The following is a 21,917-nucleotide window of genomic DNA, read 5'->3' on the forward strand; positions in this document are numbered from 1 at the left end:
CCACGATCAAGAAAGAATGATGAGTACGAACCTATTTACCATGGCTCAGGGCGCTGCAGAGAAAAAAGACGATGCAGTAGAGTCCGTATCCAGCTTCTGGAACGACGAGAACGTTCAACTTTGGCTTATCGAGCGGCCCATCCGCATCGGCCTCATTATCATTTTGGCCTTCATTGCGCACTGGGCGCTGCGCCACCTCATCAACCGGCTGGCGAAAAACAGCATTAAGGCCTCCACCCTCAAAAAGCCCAGCCGCACCCGCAGCAGGTCTGGGGAGGATAGCCAGCCAGATGACACCCTGCGAGAAACCAGGGAGGCGCGCCGCGCCTCGCGCATCAAGACCCTCGCCGGCGTGGGGCGATCGGCGGTTGCCATCGTGGTCTGGGTTTCGGCTGGCATTGCCATCCTGGATGAATTGGAAGTCAACGTTGCCCCGCTGATCGCTTCTGCCGGTGTTATCGGTGTTGCCCTCGGCTTCGGTGCACAAGAACTGGTCCGAGACTTCCTCTCCGGTATCTTCATGCTCATTGAGGATCAATACGGCATTGGCGATGTCATTGACTTAGGCAACGGCGTCTTCGGTGACGTCGAGTCCATTTCCCTGCGCATTACCACCGTCCGCGATATCGACGGTGCCCTGTGGTACGTCCGCAATGGCGAAATCTTGCAGGTGGCTAACCACTCCGATGAGTACTCCGTTGCCCGCATCCAAATCCCTGTCGGGCTCTCCAATGACCCAGAGGTTGCCGGCGAGGTCATCGACAAGGCCGTCAAAGATGCCGTCAAGGACGAAAAGATCCGCAAGATGGTGCTCAGCACCCCGCGCATCGACGGCATGTCCAAGTTCGAGCCGGACTACGTCTCCTTCCGCGTGTCCACCAAGACGCTGCCGGGCCGCCAGTGGGATGTCCAGCGCTTTGTCCAGTCCCGCGTCCTCAACGTCATGCACGCAGAGGGCATCAGCACCCCTTACCCACACGGCATCGGCATTGCCAATCCGCATAAGGGAGACGATGCCTAAATGAATTCCGTCTATGAAGCCATCGGTGGGACCCCTACCTTTGAGCGCCTCGTGCATGGCTTTTATGACCAGGTCAAAGAAGATGACGTGATTGGCCCCATGTACCCGGATCAGGATTGGGAAGGCGCGGAACAGCGCCTTACCTGGTTCCTGATTCAGTACTGGGGCGGTCCCCAACACTTCTCCGAAAACCGCGGCCACCCGCGCCTGCGCATGCGGCATGCAACCTTTCCCATTGATATGGAAGCTCACGACCGCTGGCTCGAGCTGATGGGAAAATCCCTCGATAGTATCGAGGAAGACACCATCCCGCCGGCGTATCGCACCATGATTTGGGACCACATGCAGCGCGTCGCCGCCATGCTCATCAATAGAGCGCCTTAAGTTTCACCTGCTTGTAGCGCTGCCTGTGCAAGGCGTTACAGGCTGTACAAAGAGGCCCGCGCACTTCTACATTAGGTAAGTGCGCGGGCCTCTTTTACTGTGCGCTAGCGCCAAGTTAGCGCTGCCGGATGCTTAGTCTTTCCAGTCGAAAGCCTGGCGTACCGGCTCAGATATCAGCTTGCCGCCGCGGGTCATCACGCCGGAGCGCAAGCCTGGGAAGCGCTCGATCGCGGCATCCAGGTTGTCGTTGGCCACCGCGCGGATATACGGCAGCGTCGCCGAGGCCAAGGCGCGGGCCGAGGTATTGGCCACCGCACCGGGCATATTGGCCACGCAGTAGAAGAGGGTGTCGTGCACCTTGAAGGTCGGCTCGTCGTGGGAGGTCTTGCGCGAGTTCTCGAAGCAGCCGCCTTGGTCGATGGCGACATCGACAAGCACCGCGCCCTCCTTCATCTTCTTCACGGTCTCCTCGCGCACCAGCTTCGGTGCCGCAGCGCCTGGAATTAGGACGGCGCCAATGACGAGATCGGCCTCCTCCAGCTCCTTATCCAGCGTAGACGGATCAGAGATCAGGGTGCGCACGCCGCCGGCGTACTGGTCATCAAAGCGCTGCAGGACATGCGGATCCACGTCCAAGACCGTGACCTCTGCACGGAGACCGTGCGCCATCGCCACCGCGGACGCGCCTACCTGGCCGCCGCCGATGACCACCACGCGCGCAGGCTGGGTGCCCGGGATGCCAGAAACCAGGAGGCCACGGCCGCCCTGAGTGGACAGCAGGTGGTGCGAGCCCTCGATGACAGCCAAGCGCCCGGCGACCTGGGACATGGGGGTCAAAAGCGGCAGGGTGCCGCGGCGGTCCGTCACGGTTTCATAGGCAATGGAGGTTGTCTTCGCTTCCGTCAGCGCCTCCGTCAACGGGCGATCCGCCGCCAAGTGGAGGTAGGTAAAGACGGTGAGATCAGAGCGCAGGTACTGGTACTCGGACTCGAGCGGCTCCTTTACCTTCAGCAGAAGCTCGGCCTTGGCCCACGTCTCGTCCGCAGAATCAACGATGGTAGCGCCAGCCTCTACGTATTCCTCATCGGGAAAGGACGCGCCTACGCCCGCGCCCGATTCGATGAATAGCTCGTGCCCATCAGTAACCAAGGTCCGCACCTCGGTTGGGGTGAGGGCGACGCGGCTTTCATTATTCATGATTTCTTTGGGTACAGAAATGCGCACGGAGGTTCTCCTTCATGTGTTGGTTACAGAGGCGAAAATTTACTTCTCGCTGTCAGGTTAACGCAGAATGAGAAGGAGAATATAAGTTTGTGCGTATTTCACGAACGGGGGTGACTACAATAATCATGATTTCCACGATACTGCAGTGTATAGGGTTAAAAAGGCGAGCACCGGGAAGGCCCACCACCCCCGACTAGTGGGTTATAGGTATTAATCACTTTCCGTTTTGGGCGGCGGAATACCAGATTCGGGGAGTTTTACAGCACGGATAGCCGCGTGGAACGGTAGATGCTGCCAAACGGCGCATCAAGGCGCACCCACCGGCCAAGGCTCGATACGCGCAGGTGCCGGGGTATATCCATAGAGGCAGAGAACCCCGGGATTAGGCCCAGGTTGGTGCAGGCGAAAATCATCCGCATCGGGATTTCCACCGTCTGCCCATTGCCCTCAACCGTGACCACGGTCTGATTAAGCAGGCTGGGCGGCGGGCCCATGGGTCCAGAAAACTCCCGAGTCAGCTTCTGCCCCTGGTCCGAGAGCTCGCGAACTACCGTCACCGGCAGGGTATCTACCACGCTAAAGCCGGTCGCCGGGGGCAATGCGCCCGGCCACGACGCATCGCGGGACGGGCCGAGTTCCATAATGCCGGTGCCATCGTGTTCCGCGAGCTGTTGCTCCAGCGTCGACGCGGACACCACTGCTCCATCGCGGGAAACTTTCCCCTGCACCCGCCGGGAGGCTACGACCTCGAAGGGGGTGGTGACGAAGGCGTCAACGACGTCATCGGCAAGCTGGCGCAGGCGCACCGACGCAGTCGCGTCTACCCCAACTGCGCGCGCAAGAAGGGCCCGCAAGCCAGGTCCTCCGCTGCGAACTTCAAGCGACTCGGTGACCATGGCTTGCGGGCCCTACCTTTCTATGTGTGCACAGTGCGCCGTTTAGGAGGCGCTCATCTGCAGAATATCCTTTTCCTCATCCGTCAGCGGGCGCGGGGTGTGCTTCTTCTTGTCAATGACTACCTGCACACAATTCACCGTGGCCGCTACCTCCCCTGCAGCGGTCTTGACCTGCTGGGAAGTGGTAAAGGACGACGAGCCGATGTGGGAAACGGTGGTTTCCACGATGACGTGGGCATTGCCCTCAAAGGGAATGGGGCGCATATAGTCCACGTCGAGATGGCGCACCAAGGCCATGAAATCGATGCCCTTGGCATAGATATTCTCCTTGGCAAAAGCCAAGCGTGCTTCCTGGGCAACCTCAATATAGTTGGCGTTCATCATGTGGCCGTACATATCGAAATCGCCCCAGCGGGTGGGCACTTGGTGGGTATGCGCGTTATCGGTCGCCATCATTCTCCTCAGGGATTATCGGGTGAGCTTGCGGTGAGTGACGCGAGAAGGACGGGCGGCGTCTTCTCCCAGACGCTCTACCTTGTTCTTCTCATAGTCACCAAAGTTACCCTCAAACCAGAACCATTGCCCCTCGGCAACGTTGCCTTCCCACGCCAGAATGTGGGTACAGGTGCGGTCCAAGAACCAGCGGTCGTGGGAAATAACTACGGCACATCCAGGGAATTTCTCCAAGGCATTTTCTAGCGAACCCAGGGTTTCGACGTCCAAGTCGTTGGTTGGCTCGTCAAGAAGGATAAGGTTGCCGCCCTCTTTCAAGGTCAGCGCCAAGTTCAAGCGGTTGCGCTCACCACCGGAGAGCACCTTCGACGGCTTTTGCTGATCCGGGCCCTTGAAACCGAAGGCGGAAAGGTATGCGCGCGATGGCATCTCATTTTGGCCAACGTGAATATAATCCAGTCCGCCGGAGACGACCTCCCACACCGTAGCCTCTGGGTCGATGTTCTCGCGGTTCTGGTCCACGTAGGACAGCTTGACGGTCTCGCCGACCTCAACCGAGCCATCATCCGGCTCTTCCAAACCAACGATGGTCTTAAACAGCGTGGTCTTACCCACACCGTTCGGGCCGATAACACCGACGATGCCGTTGCGCGGCAGGGTGAAGGACAAGTCCTTAATCAAGGTGCGATCATCGAAGCCCTTGACCAGGTTCTTTGCCTCGACGACCTTATTGCCCAAGCGCGGCGGCGTAGGAATCTGGATTTCCTCGAAGTCCAGCTTCTTGTACTTCTCCGCCTCTGCAGCCATCTCTTCGTAGCGCTCCAAACGAGCCTTGTTCTTAGCCTGGCGAGCCTTGGCACCGGAACGAACCCATTCCAGCTCGTCCTTCAAGCGCTTGCGCAGCTTGGCGTCCTTCTTACCGGCGACCTGGAGGCGCTCTTGCTTCTTATCCAGGTAGGTGGAGTAGTTGCCCTCGTACGGGTACAGCTTGCCGCGGTCCACCTCGCAGATCCAACCCGCGACGTGGTCCAGGAAGTAGCGGTCGTGGGTGACGGCTAGGACGGCACCTGGGTAATCCGCCAAGTGCTTTTCCAGCCACTCCACGGACTCGGCGTCCAAGTGGTTGGTGGGCTCGTCCAAAAGCAGCAGGTCTGGCTCCGTCAACAGGAGCTTAGCCAGAGCCACGCGGCGGCGCTCACCACCGGAGAGGTTGGTCACTGGGGCATCGGAAGGCGGGCAGCGCAATGCCTCCATCGCCTGCTCGATCTTGGAATCAACCTCCCATGCATCGGCGGCGTCCAAGTCCTCTTGCAGCTTTCCCATTTCCGCCATGAGCTCATCGCTGTAGTTGGTCGCCATTTCTTCGGCGATTTCCTCAAAGCGCTGCTTCTTTTCAAAGATATCGCCGAGGCCCTCCTCGACGTTGCCGCGCACGGTCTTTTCTTCATTCAGCGGCGGCTCCTGCTGCAGGATGCCCACGGTAGCGCCCGGATCAAGGAATGCCTCACCATTGGAAGGCTGATCCAAGCCGGCCATGATCTTCAGAATGGAGGACTTACCGGCACCGTTGGGGCCGACCACACCAATCTTGGCGCCCGGGTAGAACGCCATCGTGACATCATCAAGGATGACCTTATCGCCAATTGCCTTGCGCACGTTTTTCATCGTGTAGATGAATTCGCCCACTTTTTACCCCTTTGCAAAAATTTGGGAGACGTATTTATCTACACAAACACTACATCAGAATGCGCGCCTAGGTGCCTCGGGTCGGGCGAACCCGAGGCGAATGGCTGGCGCTATGCATGCACGGTTTCGGCGGCCTCCTCCTCTTGCGTTGCTACTTCCTCGCCGTCTTGGGCTGCCGCACTATTTCCCGCTTGGATGCGGTCTGCAGCGGTATCAGCGGCGGTATCGCCCGGCGCGGAGTTATCTACGTCGGGCACAACTTCGTTTTCGCCAAGCTCTGGGATGGCGATGTTTTCCTGGTTGTATTGCGGCGCCAAGCGCTTTGCGCCGATGACGTGGCGGTTTAGGTCCAGGCCCACATACTGCGCCTTGATAAAGGTGCGGTAGTGGTCCTTGCCTTCATCATCGCGCCACTGGTCGGAGACGATCGAGCCGCAGACCAGTAGCGGCATGCCCTTGGCCAGGGATTTCTTGACGTTGATGGCAAATTGGTTCCACATCTCCACGTCAATAAAGAGGTGGTCTACATCGCGCCACTGCTGCTGGCCGCGTTGGTTATCGGCGTCGGTGCCGGTATCGGCGGGGCGATCAGGCACGCGCCGCGAGGATGCGATGCGCAGCTTGGTTTTATATGCGCCGGTCGAGGTCTTGGTCAAGATGGGATCTTGGGTAAGGCGGCCGGTTAACATCACTGGATATTGAGACATGGTGCTGAAATTCCTTTACTAGGTTGTGGGTTCGCGAGTGGTATGTCCCTCGCTCGCCTTCACATCCTGCTGCCGCAGCGCAACCCGCACCATGCTATGACCATCAACGCTGTGGATAACTTGTTGTTTTCTTCAACAAAGTGGCGCCAGGATGGTCACTTTCGGGTGGGTTATCCACAGGTGGGCAATAAATTAGTGCCCGCGGAATCCGCTTTCATCGCCGTGGCTCATATCCTCCAGCATCGCGTTATAGCGGGCGAGCTCAGCGTCATCGTCCGCCTCCGCCTGCACATCGTGGCGCCGCGCCGTCGCGCGGTCATCGCGCAGCCAATCCAAAAAGAGCTTGCCAAAGACAATGACCAAGGGGAATTGGCCAAAGCCCCAGGCGATGCCCCCGCCCACGCGCTGGTCCTGCAGCAAGTCTTGATCCCAAGGCAGCTCGAGGTACTGATAGAAGTCGAGGCCAAGCACCGTCTGCAGCTGCATCAGGTACACGCCGGCGAAGAGGTGGAAGGGCATCGACAAGAAAAGCATGCCAAGCCGGAAAGGCGTGGAATGGCGCTTAGGCAAGGGATCTGGGCCAATGACCTCCCAGAAGTAGAAGTAGCCGGAAATGAGGAACACGTAGTTCATGATGAGGTGGCCGGCGTGCTCCGAAATGGCGAATTCGTACAGGCTCGGGAAAAGGTAGAGCACGTAGAGGAAAAAGAGGTACTGCGCCAAGTTCACGAAGGGATTGGTAATGACCCGCACGAACTTAGATTGGGTCAGCGCCAAGGCATAATCGTGCGGGCTGGGTTGGCCCTTCGGACCCGGTTCGTAGGCCTCCATGACCAAGGTGACGGGCGCGCCTAGCACCATGAGCAGCGGAATGGTCATGGACAAAATCATGTGCACCAGCATGTGGATGGAATACATTGCTGGCATGTACAGGCCTAGGCCAGTGGACATGACGAGCGTAAGGCCCAGCGAACCGACCATAAACCACGCGGTGCGCCCCTTGTCCCAGCTCAATCCGCGCTTGTGCACGCGGTAAACGCAGTAGCCATATGCCGCGGCCAAGAGCAGGCCAATCGTGCCAAACATGATGTCAAAGCGGAACATCGTCCAGATATTGAATACCGTGGGCGCCTCATGCAGGTTATAGCCCATGAGGATCTGCATGGAGCTCAAGTTCGGATCCCGCGGTGGCGGCGGCACGGTGCGCCCCAAGGTGATGGCTACGCCAATCGTGCCCGCCATGACCGCGAGCTCCACGATGGCGATGCGGATAAAGAGCCGCGGGTTTTTATCTAACTGCGGAATGGTGAGTTCACGGTGGATAAGCCCCATAATGCCCAGCAGGATGGTGAGCACGAATTTGGTGATCAGGATGATGCCGTAGGGCGATTGCGGCAGGTCCGAAATATCCATCCGGATGAGCGTATTGACCAGGCCAGACACGGCCAGCACGACGATGGCCATGAATGCGATGGCGGAATAGCGCTTGACGGCGAAGGCGAGGTTCGGGCCCAGGCGCCGTCCGTGCGCGATGAGCGCCATGAGGCCGCCCACCCACAGCATCACAAATACCAGGTGCCACAGCAGCGAGTTCGTGCCGTAGTCGTGGTCGCCGCCGGTCGCGGAGTGGCCCTCAAGTCCGATGGGAACCACCTGCAGGATGGACAGCAAAAGCAGGACCGGCTGCATGGCCCAGGTGCGGCTGAAGCTGCCAATAATTCCCACGGTAAGGGCGATAAGCACCGCGATTCCCCACACGATGGTGGAGGAAATCTCCGTAAAGGCCATTTTCAAAATGGTCAGGTTGAAGACCTTAAAAAATGGCGTGCCGGTCAGGTCCGACATGATCATCGGGATTTCTACCAGCCCCACGGCCGCAACGCCGAAGGCCGACCACGTGCCAGTGCGGGCGGCGATATGGCCGTCGACCGATAAAGGCGCCTCGATGAGGGAATCGTTGTCCCCGCGCGGGGCGATGAGAAACGACGAGGCCAGAAAGGAGCCCACGGACAGCGCCATCAACAGCCACGCCAGCCCACGGAAAAGCGGCAGGCCAAAGGTGGTAATCCGCCCGGGGTCCGGAATACCTAGGGCAGCCAAGGAATCAGCCAATAAGAATAGGGAAATGAACCCCGCGACCAAGCCAGCAAAAAGCATTGCTGCAATAAAAATTCCCCAGGAAGGACGGGGTTTTTGCGTTCCAGACTGCGTGCCTTTGACCAGCGTATTGACCATAGCTCGCATTCTATAGGGCCACCCTAATGCAAAGCGAACGCATATTTTGCCCCTGAATGTGCCATGATAGAGCCTATGGACACCCGTCAACTTCTTTATTTCCGTGCCGTTGTAGACAATGGGTCCTTCACCCATGCCGCCGCAGCCCTTGAAATGACCCAGCCCTCCCTGAGCCTTTCCATCCGCAAATTGGAAAAGGAGCTCAATACCCAGTTGCTCTCCCGCGGGCGCTCGGGCGTAACCACCACGGAGGCGGGTGATTATGTCTATGACACCGCCCTCAAGGTCGATGCCCTGCTTGCCGATGCCCAACGCCACATCAGCGAAATCACCGGCGATAACGCCAATACCGTGTCCCTGACGTCGTGCCCCATCTTAAACTGGGAATTTACCCCTTCCGTCCTCTCCGAGCTCACCGAATTCCACCCCTCAGCCCGCATCAGCCTGGATGATTCCACCGCCGCCACTGCCATCAAGCGGCTCTTGGAAGGCCAGGTGGACCTCGCGCTCTTGCCGACGTCCGACCCCAAAGCCTTCATCCGCCGCTACTCTCCCGAGCTCACCATCCACGACGTCGCCGAATTCGACTACTCCCTCGCGGTGCCAGAGGCCATGGCAGACCTTCCTTCCCCTGTCTCCTTGCAGGACTTGCGCGAGGAAACCTGGCTGGTGCCTCCCCACTGCCGCGAGCTTCCAGGCATGGCGGAGCTTTACGATGACCTGTGGGAGAACCACCCCTCCTACAAGCCGGATCACATTCAAGACGTCGCATCGCTGCATGCCGCCATCCCGATGATTTCCAGTGGCTTTGGCATCAGCTTCATGCCCCGGTGCGCCCCCGCGCTGCATCCGCAGGGCATCGCTAAACTAACGGTCAAAGAGGATCTTCCGCGCTTCCATGCCATCTTGGCATATCGCTCCGACCGCGAACTTACCCCGGCCGCCCAAGAATTGGTCGACATTTTGCGCTCGCACGATTCCGCCCGGCCCCTGGCTTAGGAATCGCCGTGGCTGTGAGCTAATATGAGTGTGCTGTCCAGCCCCCATAGCTCAGCGGATTAGAGCAGTGGGTTTCTACCCCATGTGTCGCGGGTTCGAGTCCTGCTGGGGGCACCGCAGCTCAAGGCCACTTTCTGACGGATTAACACCGCGAAGAAAGTGGCCTTTGGGCACACAATGGGCACAATCCTTTGAAAATAACGTATCGCAACCGGAAGTGAACGCGCTTAAATCTTCCGGATAAAGATGACCGTATCTGTCCTTCGTAATGGTTACGCTCGAGTGTCCAAATATCATCTGAAGCACTCTAGGATTTGCCCACCGGACTTGACCCCGGGCTTGACCTCGGCAAATTCGTCAGCTGAGGAGCCGTGCTTTTGGCATACTCGAAGATAGACTTTCGGAATTAGTTAAAGTACGGTCAGACATCGCACAGAAAGGAAAGGGACCTGACCCCCATTTGGTGGACACCTGATATCCAGCCCAGTCGAGCTGGGAAGAAAGGTAATCTACCACCATGTCCAGGTACTCCGAACAGTTCAAACGCGATGCCGTAGCCCTCTATGAGAACAACGAGGACCTCTCGCTGAACTCAGCATCAGCCGAGCTCGGTATCAACCGTGCCTCGCTACACTCTTGGGTCAAGAAGTACGGCACCGGCAAACGTGCCCGCATTAAAGCGGTACATGATAAAGCCCAAGAGCTGAATGATTCTGCGCGAATCCGCCAGCTAGAGAAAGAAAACGCAAAACTGCGCGAAGAACGTGACATCCTGCGTAAGGCTGCGAAATATTTTGCCGAAGAGACTCACTGGTGATCCGCTTCCAGTTTGTCGATGACCACCGAACCGAATACTCGGTCAAGCGGATGTGCCACGTGTTAAAGCTCAATCGCTCCTCGTTCTACAAATGGGTCAAAACCCGCGAAAAACGCAGGTTAAAGATGTATTCTGATGCCGTTATTGGTGCAAGGATCACAACCGTCTTTGATGATGAGCACGGGCTTTATGGTGCTAAACGCATCGCCGCAAGCCTCAAGGAAGACACGGCGTATACCCCGGTCAATCACAAGAAAGTCGCACGAATCATGAAAGCCATGGGACTTCAAGGCTTTAGCAAACGGCGTCGATGCATCACTACCAGGCGTAAGCCTGACCACCGCGTCATGCCGGATTTACTAGGCCGTATATTCACAGCTGACGAGCCGAACCGTGTGTATGTCGGTAACATTACTTACCTGCCGTGTAAGGGAGGGAAAAACATGTATTTGGCCACAGTCATTGATACTTATTCGCGTAAACTTGCAGGTTATGCACTCGCAGACCACATGCGAGTCTCACTAGTCATCGATGCTCTAGCCCACGCACATGATGTGCGTGGCAGTCTGGACGGGGCTATTTTCCATTCCGATCACGGCAGTGTGTACACCTCACAAGCTTTTAGAAATTACTGCTCGTCGTTAGGTGTACGCCAGTCCATGGGAGCGGTAGGAACGAGTGCTGATAGAAGCCCTAGCAGAATCGTTTAACGCCACCTTAAAGCGGGAAGTCTTGCGCGATAGGAAAGTTTTTGACAGTCCGATCTCCTGTCGTCAGGAAGTCTTCCGGTGGTGCATGCGCTACAACACGCGCCGGCGGCACTCCTGGTGCAATCTTGTAGCGCCTGATGTCTTTGAAACCGAGACTTCGGCTATACTGACCAAAGCAGCATAGCTAGCCCCCGATGTGTCCACTTTCCGGGGGTCGGGCCCAAGTGACAAGCTCCATGCCAGCATTCTTGATTGAATACCATCGCAAAAAGGGCACTGTCCGATGTGAAAAGTTCGATTCACTCTCCGCAGCTACGCGTGAACAATTGCGTTTAGACCGATCCAATAATGACCCGGATATGGAAATTGTGGCGGTTGCTAGCGCGAGTGAGGAAAACCTCCGCCAGTCACACTCCCGATATTTCTCCGGAGCGTAGCAGTCACGGGGAGCTGAATGGCCGCCTGATGGCCTATTAGGAGGCCCCTCGAACTTCTTTATACCTGTGAAGCCTCGAGACTTTTTCGCAGCATGCCGGCTTTTTGTCTACGCTGGGGTCTTTAGCAAACGGCTCCTTCGAAAGGCTCGACAATGTCACTTCCGGCACCATCTCGTACCTCCTATGCCCTGGTTACGGGCGCTAGTCAGGGCATCGGCAAGGCGATGGCCCACGATTTTGCGGCGATGGGCTATAACGTCATCCTCGTTGCCCGGCGCGGCGAAATCTTGGAAGACATAGCCGCAGAACTTGAGCGCCGCCACCATATTGAGGCCAGTGCCCTGCCCGCGGATTTGGCCACCGATGAAGGGGTCGAGGTAGTCATTGATGCCATCTCCTCCAAGGAAGTCTCTATCCTGGTCAATTCCGCCGGCATCGCCAGCTTCGGGCCCTTCATGGACCAGGACTGGGGCTACGAGTCCTCCCAATTCGCCTTAAATGGCACCGCCGTGCACCGCCTGACCCGCGCCGCGCTGGAACATATGCTCCCGCGGCGTGCGGGTGCCATCTGCAATGTGGGCTCAACGGCCGGCAATATCCCCATCCCCAATAATGCGACCTACGTCTTTACCAAGGCCGGGGTGAATGCGTTTACGGAGGCGCTGCACTATGAGCTCAAGGGCTCTGGCATCAACTGTACCCTGCTAGCTCCTGGGCCGGTGCGCGAGGCGACCATCGCCGAAGAGGACCAGACCATCGTGGATAAGGTCGTGCCCGATGCGCTGTGGACCACCTACGAGTCCTGCTCCAAAGAGACCATCGCGGCCATGCAAAAAGGCCAGCGACGCGTGGTCCCTGGCCCCTTGTCAAAGGCGATGAACGTGGTCAGCAAGGTGCTGCCGACCCCAGTCATCGCGCCGCTCATTGGGCGGTTTTATTCCCAGATGGGCTAGCTTTCCGCATTCTCGTCGGCGGCTTGCTTGCTGGCGGCTTGTGCCGCCGCGCGGGCGTTTTTGCGGTCCACCCAGAAGTCGGCATTCTTGATACCCACCGCCTCTGGGTCGAATTCCGGATCCTTGCCCGCCTTCTTTTGCTTCTCGTAGTCCTTCAGGACCTTGAGCGCCGGCACCTGCAGGAAGAGGATGGCGATGATATTTAGCCATGCGGTGGTGCCCACGCCGATATCGCCCAGCGCCCAGGCCGAGCCCGGAGTCGTGGTAGCACCCACGATGACCGAGACGATAATCAGGATGCGCAGCGCCCACACCAGGCCGCGGCGAATCGGGCGAGACTTGACCCAACGGTTGAAGTAGGTCAGGTTGACCTCGGACATGTAGTAGTACGCAAGCACGGTGGTAAAGGCGAAGAAAGCAATGGACACGGCGATAAACGTCGGGCCCCAGCCGGCAAAGACGCTATCGAGGCCGGATTGGACGAAGCCGGGGCCGACCGCGACGTCATCGGGAAGCGAGCCCTGGTAGACAACCTCGCCATCCTCGGATTCGCCGCGGAATACGGTGTACATATCCGTGGAGATGATCATGAACGCCGTTGCGGAGCAGACGAAGAGGGTGTCGATGTACACGGCGAAGGACTGCACGAAGCCCTGCTTAGCCGGGTGGGAGACCTCCGCGGCGGCAGCGGACTGCGGGCCGGTACCCTGGCCAGCCTCGTTGGAGTAAATACCGCGCTTGACACCCCACATGATGGCCACACCCAGCATGCCGGAGAACCCGGCCTCGAGGTTGAAGGCAGACTTAAAGATAAGACCAAAGACCTCTGGAATCTGCGAGTAGTTGATGAGCATCACGACGATGGAGATGCCGATGTAAATCACGGCCATAAACGGCACGACCAGGGTGGCGAAGTTAGCGATGCGCTTGACGCCACCGATAATGATGATGGCCAAAATGCCGGCCAGGACCACCGCGGCCCAGGTGGAGTTAACACCCCACGCGGTATCGGCCGCTGCGGCCACAGCATTGGCCTGAATGCCGGGCAGGAAGTAGCTGGTGGCCAAAATCATGGCGATGGCAAAGAGGATGCCATAGACCATCATGAACGGCGCAGCCTTGGTGTGCTTATACGCCTTTTCGATGTAGTAAGCCGGGCCACCGCGGTACTCGCCGGTGTCCTGGTCCTTTTCTTTATAAATCTGCGCCAGGGTGCACTCGATGAAGGAGGTGGACGAGCCCAAAAGCGCCACAGCCCACATCCAGAACACCGCACCAGGGCCACCGAAGGCAATTGCCGTGGACACGCCGGCGATATTACCCACACCCACGCGGCCGGATAGCGAGACCATCAGCGATTGGAAGGAAGAAACACCGTCATCGGATTTTTCGCCCTTGGAAATTTGCCGCAGCATATCCGGCAGGCAGCGGACCTGCAGGCCCCGCGTTACCACGGTGAAATAAACACCCGCACCCAAGCACAAAAACACGAGGGCGGGCGACCAAATTATGGAATTGAGGGCATCGAGAAAGTTTGCCATCGAGAAACTCCTTAGTCATTCGCACCTCCCTTGTGAAGCACGATATAGAAAGTATGCCGTAAATCACTTCCCAGTGTCGGTAAAACGATAGGTAAATTTTTCTTTTTGCTTTGCGGGGTGCGGATCGGGGCGCGCGGAGGGCCCGGCCGGCCGGGGTTAGAATGGAACGCATGTCTTCTCCCGAAATCGCCGCAAAATACGATCGCCTCGTGTGGATCGACCTGGAAATGACCGGCCTCGACCCAGAGCGCCACGTCATCGTCGAGGTGGCCGCAGTCATCACGGACGGCAATCTCAACATCCTTGGCAAGGGCATCGATCTCGTCGTCCACGCCACCGAAGAGGAACTATCACAGATGGATTCCTTCGTCACCGAGATGCACGCAAACTCCGGCCTCGATAAAGAAATCCGCCAGTCCACCACCACCATCCGCGAGGCCGAGGACGCGGTGCTGGCGCTCATCAACGAGCACTGCGAGCACCCGGCTCCCCTGGCCGGCAATTCCATCGCCACCGACCGCACCTTCATCCGCGCCTACATGCCGCGGCTGGATGAGGCGCTGCACTACCGCATGATCGACGTCTCCACCATCAAGGAGCTCGCCCGGCGCTGGCACCCGCGGGCCTACTACAACCAGCCCGATAAGGGCATGGCCCACCGCGCGCTGCAGGACATCATCGAGTCCATTCGCGAGCTCGATTTCTATCGCCGCAGCGTCTTTCGCACCGATGAGGGCCCAACTTCTACCGAAGCCGAGACCCTCAAGGCCGAAACCACCGCCGATTACCAGGCGTTTTTGTAATTTACGCGGCGTGAGTTAACCTATATCTCGTTGCTTTCGCGCAACGATGGTGGCTGTAGTTCAGCTGGTAGAGCACCAGGTTGTGATCCTGGTTGTCGCGGGTTCGAGTCCCGTCAGCCACCCCAAACTCCCGAGCCCCGCGCTCGGGATTTTTTATATCTCCACCACCATTTCCTCCGAGCGGGCCCTCCCCGCGAGATCCGGCATGTCTCCGGTAATCAGGAATTCCTCGACGCCCAGCCGCTTGCCGATGCCCCTTAGTTCCTCCCCCACTTCCCCCACCGTCCCCCAGACGTCGTGGCCCAGGGACTCGTCGATGCGGCGCTGTTGCTGGTTCGTTAGCCCCTCCAGGTCCAATTCGCGGGCCGGGCGAAGCGGCGCGAATTCCCCGGTGGACTGGGCCATGACCTTTGCATAGGACTCCGGCAGCAAAAGGTCGCGCGCTTGGTCCGCGGTATCGGCGACGGCGATATTGAGGGAGGAGATGATAGGTGGGGCATCGGCAAGCGCGTGCTCGCGGTAAAGCCGCGCCGCCTTTTCCTGCATCTCTACGGGCCCGCCCAGGATGACGCCCAATCCCAGCCGCGCGGCCACCGTAACCGACCGGAAGCCGGCGAGGATATAGAGGGGCGTGCCCGCGTACTCGGGCCGCACCGTGACCGCCTCCTCGCTGCGCAGGTAGCGCAGCAGGGTCTCGACCTCGTTCTCGAACTGCGGCTTGAGCTCCAGCGGATCGCCCTGGCGCAGGGCCTTACGCACCGGTGCCGTAAAGCCCACCGAGGACCCCAACCCAATATCGATCCTGCCCGGATACAACGCCTCCAGAAGGTTGATTTGTTCCGCGACAAGAAACGGCGGGTGGTTGAGCACCATGATGCCTGCGGTGCCCACGCGAATGCGCTGCGTGCGCGCCGCTACGTGCGCGGCCAACATGCCCGGCTGGCCCGCTGGGATGCCCGGCACGCCGTGGTGCTCAGCGAGGAAAAACCTATGAAACCCCAGCCGCTCCACATGCTGCGCATGCTCGGCTACCCCATCGAGTCTGCCCGCCGCCCCGCGGTCCAAAATAGAAAAGCGCATGGCCACCACTGTAGCCATGCGCCTAAAGGTTGTGCGGATTATTGATTAGCGTCCGCGTTGCCCTTGGACCATTCCTCCCAGGACATATTCCAGTCGCCCAAGCCGTCCATGGGATTGAGCGTCTCGCCGTAGGTATTGAATACGCGGACGATATCGCCGCGCTTGACTGTGTTCTGGAACCACTGCGCGGCCTCTGGCGTGACGTTGATGCAGCCGTGGGAGGTATTGGAGTTACCCTGCGCCCACACGGACCACGGCGCAGAGTGCACGTAGATGCCGGAATAAGACATCTGAGTAGCCCAGTCCACCTCGGTGCTGTAGCCCCCCGCATCGTGCGGCAACCCGAAGGTCTCAGAATCCATCAAGAGCGACTGGTGTTGATCGCCAATGACATAGCGCCCGTTCGGGGTGTCGTATTGGTAATCGCGGCCCAGCGATACCGGAATGGTGCGCAGGAGCTCCTTATTCTTGTAGACCTTCATGGTCTTGGTGGCGTTATCCACCAGCGCGACGGTGCGATCCCCAATGGTGAAATCCGTCCCCGTATTTTCCCCGCCGTAGATTCCGCCACCGAGGTCCTTGCCGTACTGATCGACCTTGACCTCAACCTTGGTGCCCGGCTCCCAATACTCCTTGGGTCGCCAGCGCACCTCTTGGTTATTCACCCAGTAGAACGCGCCTTCCACCTCTGGGTTGGTCTTGACCGTAATCGTGTCCTCTGCCGCCTTGCGGTCGGTGATATAGGTACCGAAATTGACGCCGATGACCTGGCCCACGCCCACCTCGGAGCCCGGGATAGGCGTCATCGCCACCTGGGCGACGCCCGCGGCCTGCGAGGTGGAAAAGCTCAGGTTCTTCTTATTGCCGTCCTTGTCGGAGGCGACGATGGAATAGGTGTGGTTATAGCCAAGATCCTCGGCCGTAGTCCACTTCTTACCGTCCTCAGAGAGCTTTTCTTCTACTTCCACGCCCAGCTCATTGGTCATGGTCACACTCTTGAGCTCGGTGGTAGATTCCACGGTGACAGGCTTGGATGGATCGACGTCTTCTGCCCCATCCTTCACGGAAGCCGAAAGCTTCGACTTTTCTTTCTGCTCAGATTTCTCTGCTGAGCTCGAGGTAGTTTCCTGCTCCTCCGGGCGGTTTTCGGCGGCGGAATCAACGGAGCACGAGGCTACTACCAGGGAAATGCACGCAATGCTCGCAGCAGCAATGCGGCGGGAATTAGAGAGGGAGTTAATCACTAAGTAGACCTTAGAAACACAGTAGTTCTTTCAAGACCAATCCAGATTATCGCCTTGCCACCCCAAATACCAGAAACAAGCGCACCATTGTCCAAACTGTTATACTCCCCCGAAAACACGCTATGACCAGGCGATTTTACAGTTTTTCAACCGGGGTGCTAAAGTTTCTACTCGTTGCACAGAGAGCCGCACGGCAGGACGTCAACACTGCGCCATTAGCTCAATTGGCAGAGCAACTGACTCTTAATCAGTGGGTTCGGGGTTCGATTCCCTGATGGCGCACAACAGCGAAATCGCGAGGTATATGCCTCGCGATTTTTTCGCTTTCAAAGCTAGCAAAAAGGCCGAGCATCTCGCTCGGCCTTTGCTTGTTTTACTGCTTATTCACGCGCTGGGGCGCGACGACGGGAACACCGCGGTGCTCCACGATGTCTGCCTCTACCCCATAGACGCTTTCTACCAGCTCGCACGTGAGCACGTCTCCAGGCGCGCCCTGGGCGCGAATATGGCCCGATTTCAGCACCACCAGCTGGTCACACATGCGCGCGGCCAGGTTGATGTCGTGAATGGCCACCAGCCCCAGGCTGCCTTCCCGCCTAGCCTTCTCGCGCACCTCCTCGAGGACGAAGAACTGGCGATGCAGGTCGAGCGCGGACGTCGGCTCGTCCAAGAGCATCAGGCCCGGGTTGCCCACCAGCATCTGCGCCACGGCCACGAGCTGGCGCTGGCCGCCAGATAGCTCGTTGAGGTAGCGCGAGGCAATGGCATCCAGCCCCATCGCGTGCAGCACCTCGGCGCTGCGGGTGATGGGATCCTCGCATGCTTCCCGACGCGCCGCGATAAGCACCGTCTCAAACGCCCGCAGCGCCGCGGTGCTGGGCAGGTCCTGCGGGACGTAGCCGATGAGTTGGCGGCGGCGCTTGCCCCGCGGGCTTTCGCCATCCACCAGAAAATCCACCTCGCCCTTGTACCCGCGGTGCACGCCGGCAAGGGACTTGATCAGCGTGGTCTTGCCGGACGCGTTGGGACCTAAGAGGCCAACCAACTGGCCGCCTTCCAGCGTATCCACGTCGACCGCTTCGAGCACGGTGTGCTTGCCGTAGGCCGCGCTTATACCGCGCAGGGTAAGTTCTACGTCCACAGCGCCCTCCTTCGAGTCATCACGATGGCGATAAAGAACGGCACGCCCAAAAGCGAGGTCACAATGCCGATCGGGATGGCCAGACCAGGCTTAATCATCAGGCTCGCCGCGTGAGCCGCGCACATCACGGCCGCACCTGCGGCCATGGAGGCGGGCACGAAATAACGCTGGTCCTCGCCCACCAGCATGCGGGCGATGTGCGGACCTACCAGACCGATGAAGCCGATGATGCCGGCGAAGGCCACCGTCGTTGCCGCCACGAGGGAGACCACGATGAGCACCACCACGCGCAGCCGGGCGGTATTAATGCCCATGGCGGCGGCGCGGGCATCGCCAAGCCGCAAGGCCGTAAGCCGCCACGACAGCGCCCACAAAATGGGCAGGGCAACCAGCAGGACGCCCGCGAGCACGCCGTTGGCGACCCAGTTGGCGCGCGTGAGCGAACCCATGGACCAAAAGACGATCTGCTGCAGCGCCTCGGCCGAAGACTGGTATTGGATAAGCGCGAGCATGGCCTGGAAGAAGAAGACCAAACCAATGCCGAGCAGCACCATCGTCTCCGCCTTCGCGCCGCGTATAATGGCCGCCACGACGATGATCGCCGTCGCCACCGCCGCCGACAGCCACGCCACCAACGCCAGGTTGAACTGCGGCTGGGTCAGCAGCTGCCACTTCAGCACGATGGAACTTGCGCCACCGAAAGCCGCTGCGGCGGAAATGCCGAGCGTAAACGGCTCCGCCAGCGGGTTATTCAAGATGGTCTGCATCTCCGCGCCGGCCAGCGAGAGGCTGACGCCGATGAGCAGGGCCATGACGGCCATCGGCAAGCGCAGCTTCCACAGCACCGTATGCGTCTGGTCATCCAGGCTCGAGGGCTTCACGATGCCCCTGATGACCTCGCCGGGGCTGATGTCGATGGCGCCGACGAAGTTGCTGACCACAAACGCCACCGCCGCGATAAGACACAGGCCCGCGACGATGCTAATGCGCTGCCAGGTGAGCTTTTTGTGTTGCTGCGTAAGGGCAGCTACCTCCGCGCTTACCATTAATTCGTGCTAAAGAAGGTTCCCTCGCCAGCAACCGGCGAGTACTTTTCTTGCGCTTGCATCCACTCCTTGTCGACGTCCATATCCTCATACGCCTCCGGGTTGATCCACTTCGCGATCTGCAGCAGCGCTAGGTAGTTGAACGGCGAGTTGTAGAACTGGTGCCACATGCCATGCAGCTTGTGCTCCTTGACCGCACGCAGGTTCTCGAATCCTGGCTGGTTGCTCGGCAGCTTGGCGATGCTCGCCTCTGCCTCATCTTCGCCGATGCCATAGCCCACCGCGGCGTAGCCGACGGGGTTGCCCTCATCGTCCTTCTTCTCGGACCAGTCGCCGCCGGTCGCAATCACCATGTCTGGGTCCGCCTCGAGGACCTTTTCTGGGGTCACGGCACCGACCTCGCCCGGGATGATGCCATCGGCAACGTTTTCACCGCCGGCCTCGTTGACCAGCTGCGCGATATTGGAGTTATTCCACGAGCCACAGCAGTCCATGACTCCGGCCGCGCGCCAGACGAAGGTCTTGGGCTTGTCCTTTACCTTGTCCGCGCGCTCCTTGACCAGGTCCACGGTCTTTTGCCACTCTTTGTTGAATTCCTCGGCGCGCTCTTCTTTGCCGAAGATCTCGCCGAAGATTTCCATGGACTTGGTGGTGTTTTCCAGCGGCTTGGCGCGGAAATCGGTCACGGCGTACTTAAGGCCCGCCTGGTCCATCTTTTCGGTCAGGCCCGCCTCTTGCGAGGCGTCATACTGGTCCTTGGACAGCACGATGAGGTCCGGGTCCAGGCTCACCAGGTTTTCCACGGTGACATCGCCCTTGGAGATAGCACCAACTTCCGGCAGTTCAGTGACCTTGGGCAGCTTTTCTTCCAAGACGTTGTAGTAGTCCGGCACGTTTTTCTTCAGATCGGATCCGATGCCCACGACTTTATCCAGCGGGTCTTCAGTGTTGAGAATGCCGGTGGCGAAGATGGAGCGGCCCTCGCCCAATAGCACGCGCTCGGGGGCCTTGTCGAGTTCTACGTCGCGGCCCGCGAGGTCGGTGAAGGACAGGGCGGCATCGTCGCTGCCGCTGCTGTTGTTGGTGTTGTTGGTTTCTTCGGCGGCGCTGCAGCCTGCCAGTGCGGTGGCGGAGGCCGCTACCACGGCCAATACCTTGGGGAATCTATATGCCATTTTGAGTCCTTGGTCGATCGGAATCCTCGATACGAGGATAAGGGCGAACTTATCCTAACCTAACCAAGTAAGGTGGCTCAAACCTAAACGGCTTCCTCGCTGAGGGCATAATCTTCCGGCTCGCCCTTGGGCACCTCGGTGCCGTCCGCCATGGTGCGATCTTCCAATTCGCCATCCGGATCCACGATGGCGATATCGAAGCCGGCCTCGCGGATGCGCCGGAGGCCTTCCTTCAGCATGCGCCGGCCCATCCGGTTGGATCCGGTGATATGAGATAGCTCCAGCACCACCGTGCCCTCGCCGAATTCGCATTCGGTGAGCTGATGCAAGATGGTCTCCGCTGCGTTGAAATTGATAAGCCCCTGCAGGAAGATCACCGTGAGGTCGTCCTCGGTTTCCATCCTGCGCACCGGGTGCACGCCGTAGCGCTCATCGGTGGACATCAAGTGCAGTCCCATGTCCTTCGATAGCAAGGTCAAGGCATCCACGCCGCGGACGGAGTTGCCCTCCTTATTGAGCCGCGGCGAGAAGGTCGCCACCCCCAATTGGCCGGGCAGGGTACCCAGCAGGCCGCCCGAAACGCCGGACTTCGCTGGGATTCCGACCTCGGCCATCCAGCGCCCAGCGCCGTCGTACATGCCCGCAGAGCTCATGACAGAAAGCGTCAGGCGGCAGACATCGGCATCGAGGATCTTCTCCCCCGTCACCGGCTGCGTGCCACCATTGGCCAGGGTGGCAGACATCACGGCGAGGTCGCGCACCGTGACCTTAATCGAGCACTGCTCCACGTAGGTCGACACAGCATCGTGGGCCTCGTCCTGGATGATGTCGTAATTGCGCAGCATATGCGCCAAAGACAGGTTCCTATCGGAGACCTGCAGCTCGGAATCGCGCACCTTTTCATCAATCTTCAACTCGCGGCCCGCCAGCCGCGAAAAGTAGCTGCGCAGCTGTTCCACGCGCTCGGCCGGATCCGAATCCACGCCGTTAATCAGCTGCGTTACCGCGATCGCGCCCGCATTGATCATCGGGTTCACCGGCCGGTGGTCATAGCGGTTCAGCGAAAGTTCGTTGAAGGCCTCGCCAGACGGCTCCATACCAACGATCTCACGCACCGCATCCAAGCCGAGCTCCTGCAGCGCTAGAGCATACGCAAAGGGCTTCGACACGGACTGCAAGGTAAATTCCACCTCTGCATCGCCAGCGGAATATACGTGCCCCGTCGTGGTGCAGATGGCCACGCCGAGGTAGTCCGGTTCCGCCTTGGCGAGCTCGGGAATATAGTCCGCCACCGCGCCGCTGCGATTTCCTCGCACCTGGGTCAAAATTTCCTGCAAATAAAAAGGAATTGGAGTTTTCATCGCA

18 protein-coding genes, 3 tRNA genes and 1 pseudogene are annotated in these 21,917 nt (G+C 59.1%); 9 read left to right on the forward strand and 13 right to left on the reverse strand.

Annotated features, from left to right (window positions below):
- The first annotated feature begins 16 nt into the window (after positions 1-16).
- Both EL217_RS08895 and EL217_RS08900 read left to right on the forward strand, forming a co-directional pair.
- A complete protein-coding gene (locus EL217_RS08895) occupies positions 17-1,021 on the forward strand; it encodes a mechanosensitive ion channel family protein (protein WP_126319656.1) in 1,005 nt (334 codons plus the stop codon).
- Positions 1,022-1,405, forward strand: coding sequence for a globin (locus EL217_RS08900; protein WP_005277863.1), 384 nt, complete (start codon positions 1,022-1,024; stop codon positions 1,403-1,405).
- A 132-nt stretch (positions 1,406-1,537) separates the two neighbouring features.
- Here EL217_RS08900 and ald read toward each other — a convergent pair whose 3' ends face one another.
- The 6 genes from ald to EL217_RS08930 all read right to left on the reverse strand — a co-directional run bounded on the left by ald (position 1,538) and on the right by EL217_RS08930 (position 8,615).
- Entirely contained in the window at positions 1,538-2,629 is a 1,092-nt protein-coding gene (gene ald, locus EL217_RS08905) for an alanine dehydrogenase (protein ID WP_023030326.1), read from the reverse strand.
- A 257-nt stretch (positions 2,630-2,886) separates the two neighbouring features.
- Positions 2,887-3,525: a hypothetical protein gene (locus EL217_RS08910; protein ID WP_126319658.1), complete on the reverse strand. Its 639-nt coding sequence runs from the start codon at positions 3,523-3,525 to the stop codon at positions 2,887-2,889.
- Between the two features lie 42 nt (positions 3,526-3,567).
- Positions 3,568-3,981 carry an acyl-CoA thioesterase gene (locus EL217_RS08915; protein ID WP_005277857.1) on the reverse strand — a complete coding sequence of 138 codons (414 nt, stop codon included), beginning with the start codon at positions 3,979-3,981 and terminating at the stop codon, positions 3,568-3,570.
- Between the two features lie 12 nt (positions 3,982-3,993).
- Complete coding sequence (gene ettA, locus EL217_RS08920) at positions 3,994-5,664, reverse strand: energy-dependent translational throttle protein EttA (protein WP_005277855.1); 1,671 nt, start codon at positions 5,662-5,664, stop codon at positions 3,994-3,996.
- 110 nt (positions 5,665-5,774) lie between these two features.
- Entirely contained in the window at positions 5,775-6,371 is a 597-nt protein-coding gene (locus EL217_RS08925; protein ID WP_023016998.1) for a single-stranded DNA-binding protein, read from the reverse strand.
- A 192-nt stretch (positions 6,372-6,563) separates the two neighbouring features.
- Positions 6,564-8,615, reverse strand: a complete 2,052-nt coding sequence (locus EL217_RS08930; RefSeq protein WP_420026251.1) for a cytochrome c oxidase assembly protein — start codon at positions 8,613-8,615, stop codon at positions 6,564-6,566.
- A gap of 66 nt (positions 8,616-8,681) precedes the next feature.
- On the opposite strand from EL217_RS08930, the gene EL217_RS08935 reads away from it, so the two are divergent.
- The 4 genes and pseudogenes from EL217_RS08935 (at position 8,682) to cmrA (ending at position 12,522) form a co-directional block, all read left to right on the forward strand.
- Positions 8,682-9,605, forward strand: a complete 924-nt coding sequence (locus tag EL217_RS08935) for a LysR family transcriptional regulator (RefSeq protein ID WP_232018254.1) — start codon at positions 8,682-8,684, stop codon at positions 9,603-9,605.
- A 40-nt stretch (positions 9,606-9,645) separates the two neighbouring features.
- Positions 9,646-9,719: transfer RNA gene (locus tag EL217_RS08940), tRNA-Arg, on the forward strand.
- Positions 9,720-10,122: 403 nt separating this feature from the next.
- Positions 10,123-11,316, forward strand: a pseudogene (locus EL217_RS08945) (IS3 family transposase).
- A 405-nt stretch (positions 11,317-11,721) separates the two neighbouring features.
- Positions 11,722-12,522 carry a mycolate reductase gene (gene cmrA / locus EL217_RS08955; RefSeq protein ID WP_126319666.1) on the forward strand — a complete coding sequence of 267 codons (801 nt, stop codon included), beginning with the start codon at positions 11,722-11,724 and terminating at the stop codon, positions 12,520-12,522.
- On the opposite strand, the gene EL217_RS08960 is transcribed toward cmrA, so the two are convergent.
- Positions 12,519-14,063 carry an alanine/glycine:cation symporter family protein gene (locus EL217_RS08960; RefSeq protein ID WP_126319668.1) on the reverse strand — a complete coding sequence of 515 codons (1,545 nt, stop codon included), beginning with the start codon at positions 14,061-14,063 and terminating at the stop codon, positions 12,519-12,521. The two genes, cmrA and EL217_RS08960, sit on opposite strands and share 4 nt — an antisense overlap.
- A 161-nt stretch (positions 14,064-14,224) precedes the next feature.
- Here EL217_RS08960 and orn point away from each other — a divergent pair, with 161 nt between their 5' ends.
- Both orn and EL217_RS08970 read left to right on the forward strand, forming a co-directional pair.
- Complete coding sequence (orn, locus tag EL217_RS08965; RefSeq protein ID WP_126319670.1) at positions 14,225-14,866, forward strand: oligoribonuclease; 642 nt, start codon at positions 14,225-14,227, stop codon at positions 14,864-14,866.
- Between the two features lie 49 nt (positions 14,867-14,915).
- Positions 14,916-14,991, forward strand: a tRNA-His gene (locus EL217_RS08970).
- Between the two features lie 28 nt (positions 14,992-15,019).
- Here EL217_RS08970 and EL217_RS08975 read toward each other — a convergent pair.
- Positions 15,020-15,964, reverse strand: coding sequence for an MsnO8 family LLM class oxidoreductase (locus EL217_RS08975; RefSeq protein ID WP_126319672.1), 945 nt, complete (start codon positions 15,962-15,964; stop codon positions 15,020-15,022).
- Positions 15,965-15,984: 20 nt separating this feature from the next.
- On the reverse strand, positions 15,985-17,190 hold the full coding sequence (locus EL217_RS08980) for a L,D-transpeptidase (RefSeq protein WP_126319674.1): 1,206 nt from the start codon (positions 17,188-17,190) through the stop codon (positions 15,985-15,987).
- A gap of 209 nt (positions 17,191-17,399) precedes the next feature.
- Between EL217_RS08980 and EL217_RS08985 the strand changes: the two genes are divergently transcribed.
- Positions 17,400-17,472, forward strand: a tRNA-Lys gene (locus EL217_RS08985).
- Between the two features lie 91 nt (positions 17,473-17,563).
- On the opposite strand, the gene EL217_RS08990 is transcribed toward EL217_RS08985, so the two are convergent.
- The 4 genes from EL217_RS08990 to EL217_RS09005 form a co-directional block, all read right to left on the reverse strand.
- Positions 17,564-18,331, reverse strand: coding sequence for an ABC transporter ATP-binding protein (locus tag EL217_RS08990; RefSeq protein WP_005284479.1), 768 nt, complete (start codon positions 18,329-18,331; stop codon positions 17,564-17,566).
- On the reverse strand, positions 18,322-19,377 hold the full coding sequence (locus tag EL217_RS08995; protein ID WP_126319676.1) for a FecCD family ABC transporter permease: 1,056 nt from the start codon (positions 19,375-19,377) through the stop codon (positions 18,322-18,324). The genes EL217_RS08990 and EL217_RS08995 overlap by 10 nt, the downstream gene beginning before the upstream one ends.
- On the reverse strand, positions 19,377-20,552 hold the full coding sequence (locus EL217_RS09000) for an ABC transporter substrate-binding protein (RefSeq protein WP_126319678.1): 1,176 nt from the start codon (positions 20,550-20,552) through the stop codon (positions 19,377-19,379). The genes EL217_RS08995 and EL217_RS09000 overlap by 1 nt, the downstream gene beginning before the upstream one ends.
- A gap of 83 nt (positions 20,553-20,635) precedes the next feature.
- Entirely contained in the window at positions 20,636-21,913 is a 1,278-nt protein-coding gene (locus EL217_RS09005; RefSeq protein ID WP_005284487.1) for a glutaminase, read from the reverse strand.
- Between the last annotated feature and the right edge of the window lie 4 nt (positions 21,914-21,917).

Source organism: Corynebacterium segmentosum (assembly GCF_900637825.1).
GTDB classification, from domain to species: Bacteria; Actinomycetota; Actinomycetes; order Mycobacteriales; family Mycobacteriaceae; genus Corynebacterium; species Corynebacterium accolens.

Bases quoted from the DNA above. Each gene is read 5' to 3' on its own strand.
- EL217_RS08895 (WP_126319656.1), top strand. From the start codon at position 17: ATGATGAGTACGAACCTATTTACCATGGCTCAGGGCGCTGCAGAGAAA.
- EL217_RS08900 (WP_005277863.1), top strand. From the start codon at position 1,022: ATGAATTCCGTCTATGAAGCCATCGGTGGGACCCCTACCTTTGAGCGC.
- EL217_RS08910 (WP_126319658.1), bottom strand. From the start codon at position 3,525: ATGGTCACCGAGTCGCTTGAAGTTCGCAGCGGAGGACCTGGCTTGCGG.
- EL217_RS08915 (WP_005277857.1), bottom strand. From the start codon at position 3,981: ATGATGGCGACCGATAACGCGCATACCCACCAAGTGCCCACCCGCTGG.
- EL217_RS08925 (WP_023016998.1), bottom strand. From the start codon at position 6,371: ATGTCTCAATATCCAGTGATGTTAACCGGCCGCCTTACCCAAGATCCC.
- EL217_RS08930 (WP_420026251.1), bottom strand. From the start codon at position 8,615: ATGCGAGCTATGGTCAATACGCTGGTCAAAGGCACGCAGTCTGGAACG.
- EL217_RS08935 (WP_232018254.1), top strand. From the start codon at position 8,682: ATGGACACCCGTCAACTTCTTTATTTCCGTGCCGTTGTAGACAATGGG.
- cmrA (WP_126319666.1), top strand. From the start codon at position 11,722: ATGTCACTTCCGGCACCATCTCGTACCTCCTATGCCCTGGTTACGGGC.
- EL217_RS08960 (WP_126319668.1), bottom strand. From the start codon at position 14,063: ATGGCAAACTTTCTCGATGCCCTCAATTCCATAATTTGGTCGCCCGCC.
- orn (WP_126319670.1), top strand. From the start codon at position 14,225: ATGGAACGCATGTCTTCTCCCGAAATCGCCGCAAAATACGATCGCCTC.
- EL217_RS08975 (WP_126319672.1), bottom strand. From the start codon at position 15,964: ATGGCTACAGTGGTGGCCATGCGCTTTTCTATTTTGGACCGCGGGGCG.
- EL217_RS08995 (WP_126319676.1), bottom strand. From the start codon at position 19,377: ATGGTAAGCGCGGAGGTAGCTGCCCTTACGCAGCAACACAAAAAGCTC.
- EL217_RS09000 (WP_126319678.1), bottom strand. From the start codon at position 20,552: ATGGCATATAGATTCCCCAAGGTATTGGCCGTGGTAGCGGCCTCCGCC.
- EL217_RS09005 (WP_005284487.1), bottom strand. From the start codon at position 21,913: ATGAAAACTCCAATTCCTTTTTATTTGCAGGAAATTTTGACCCAGGTG.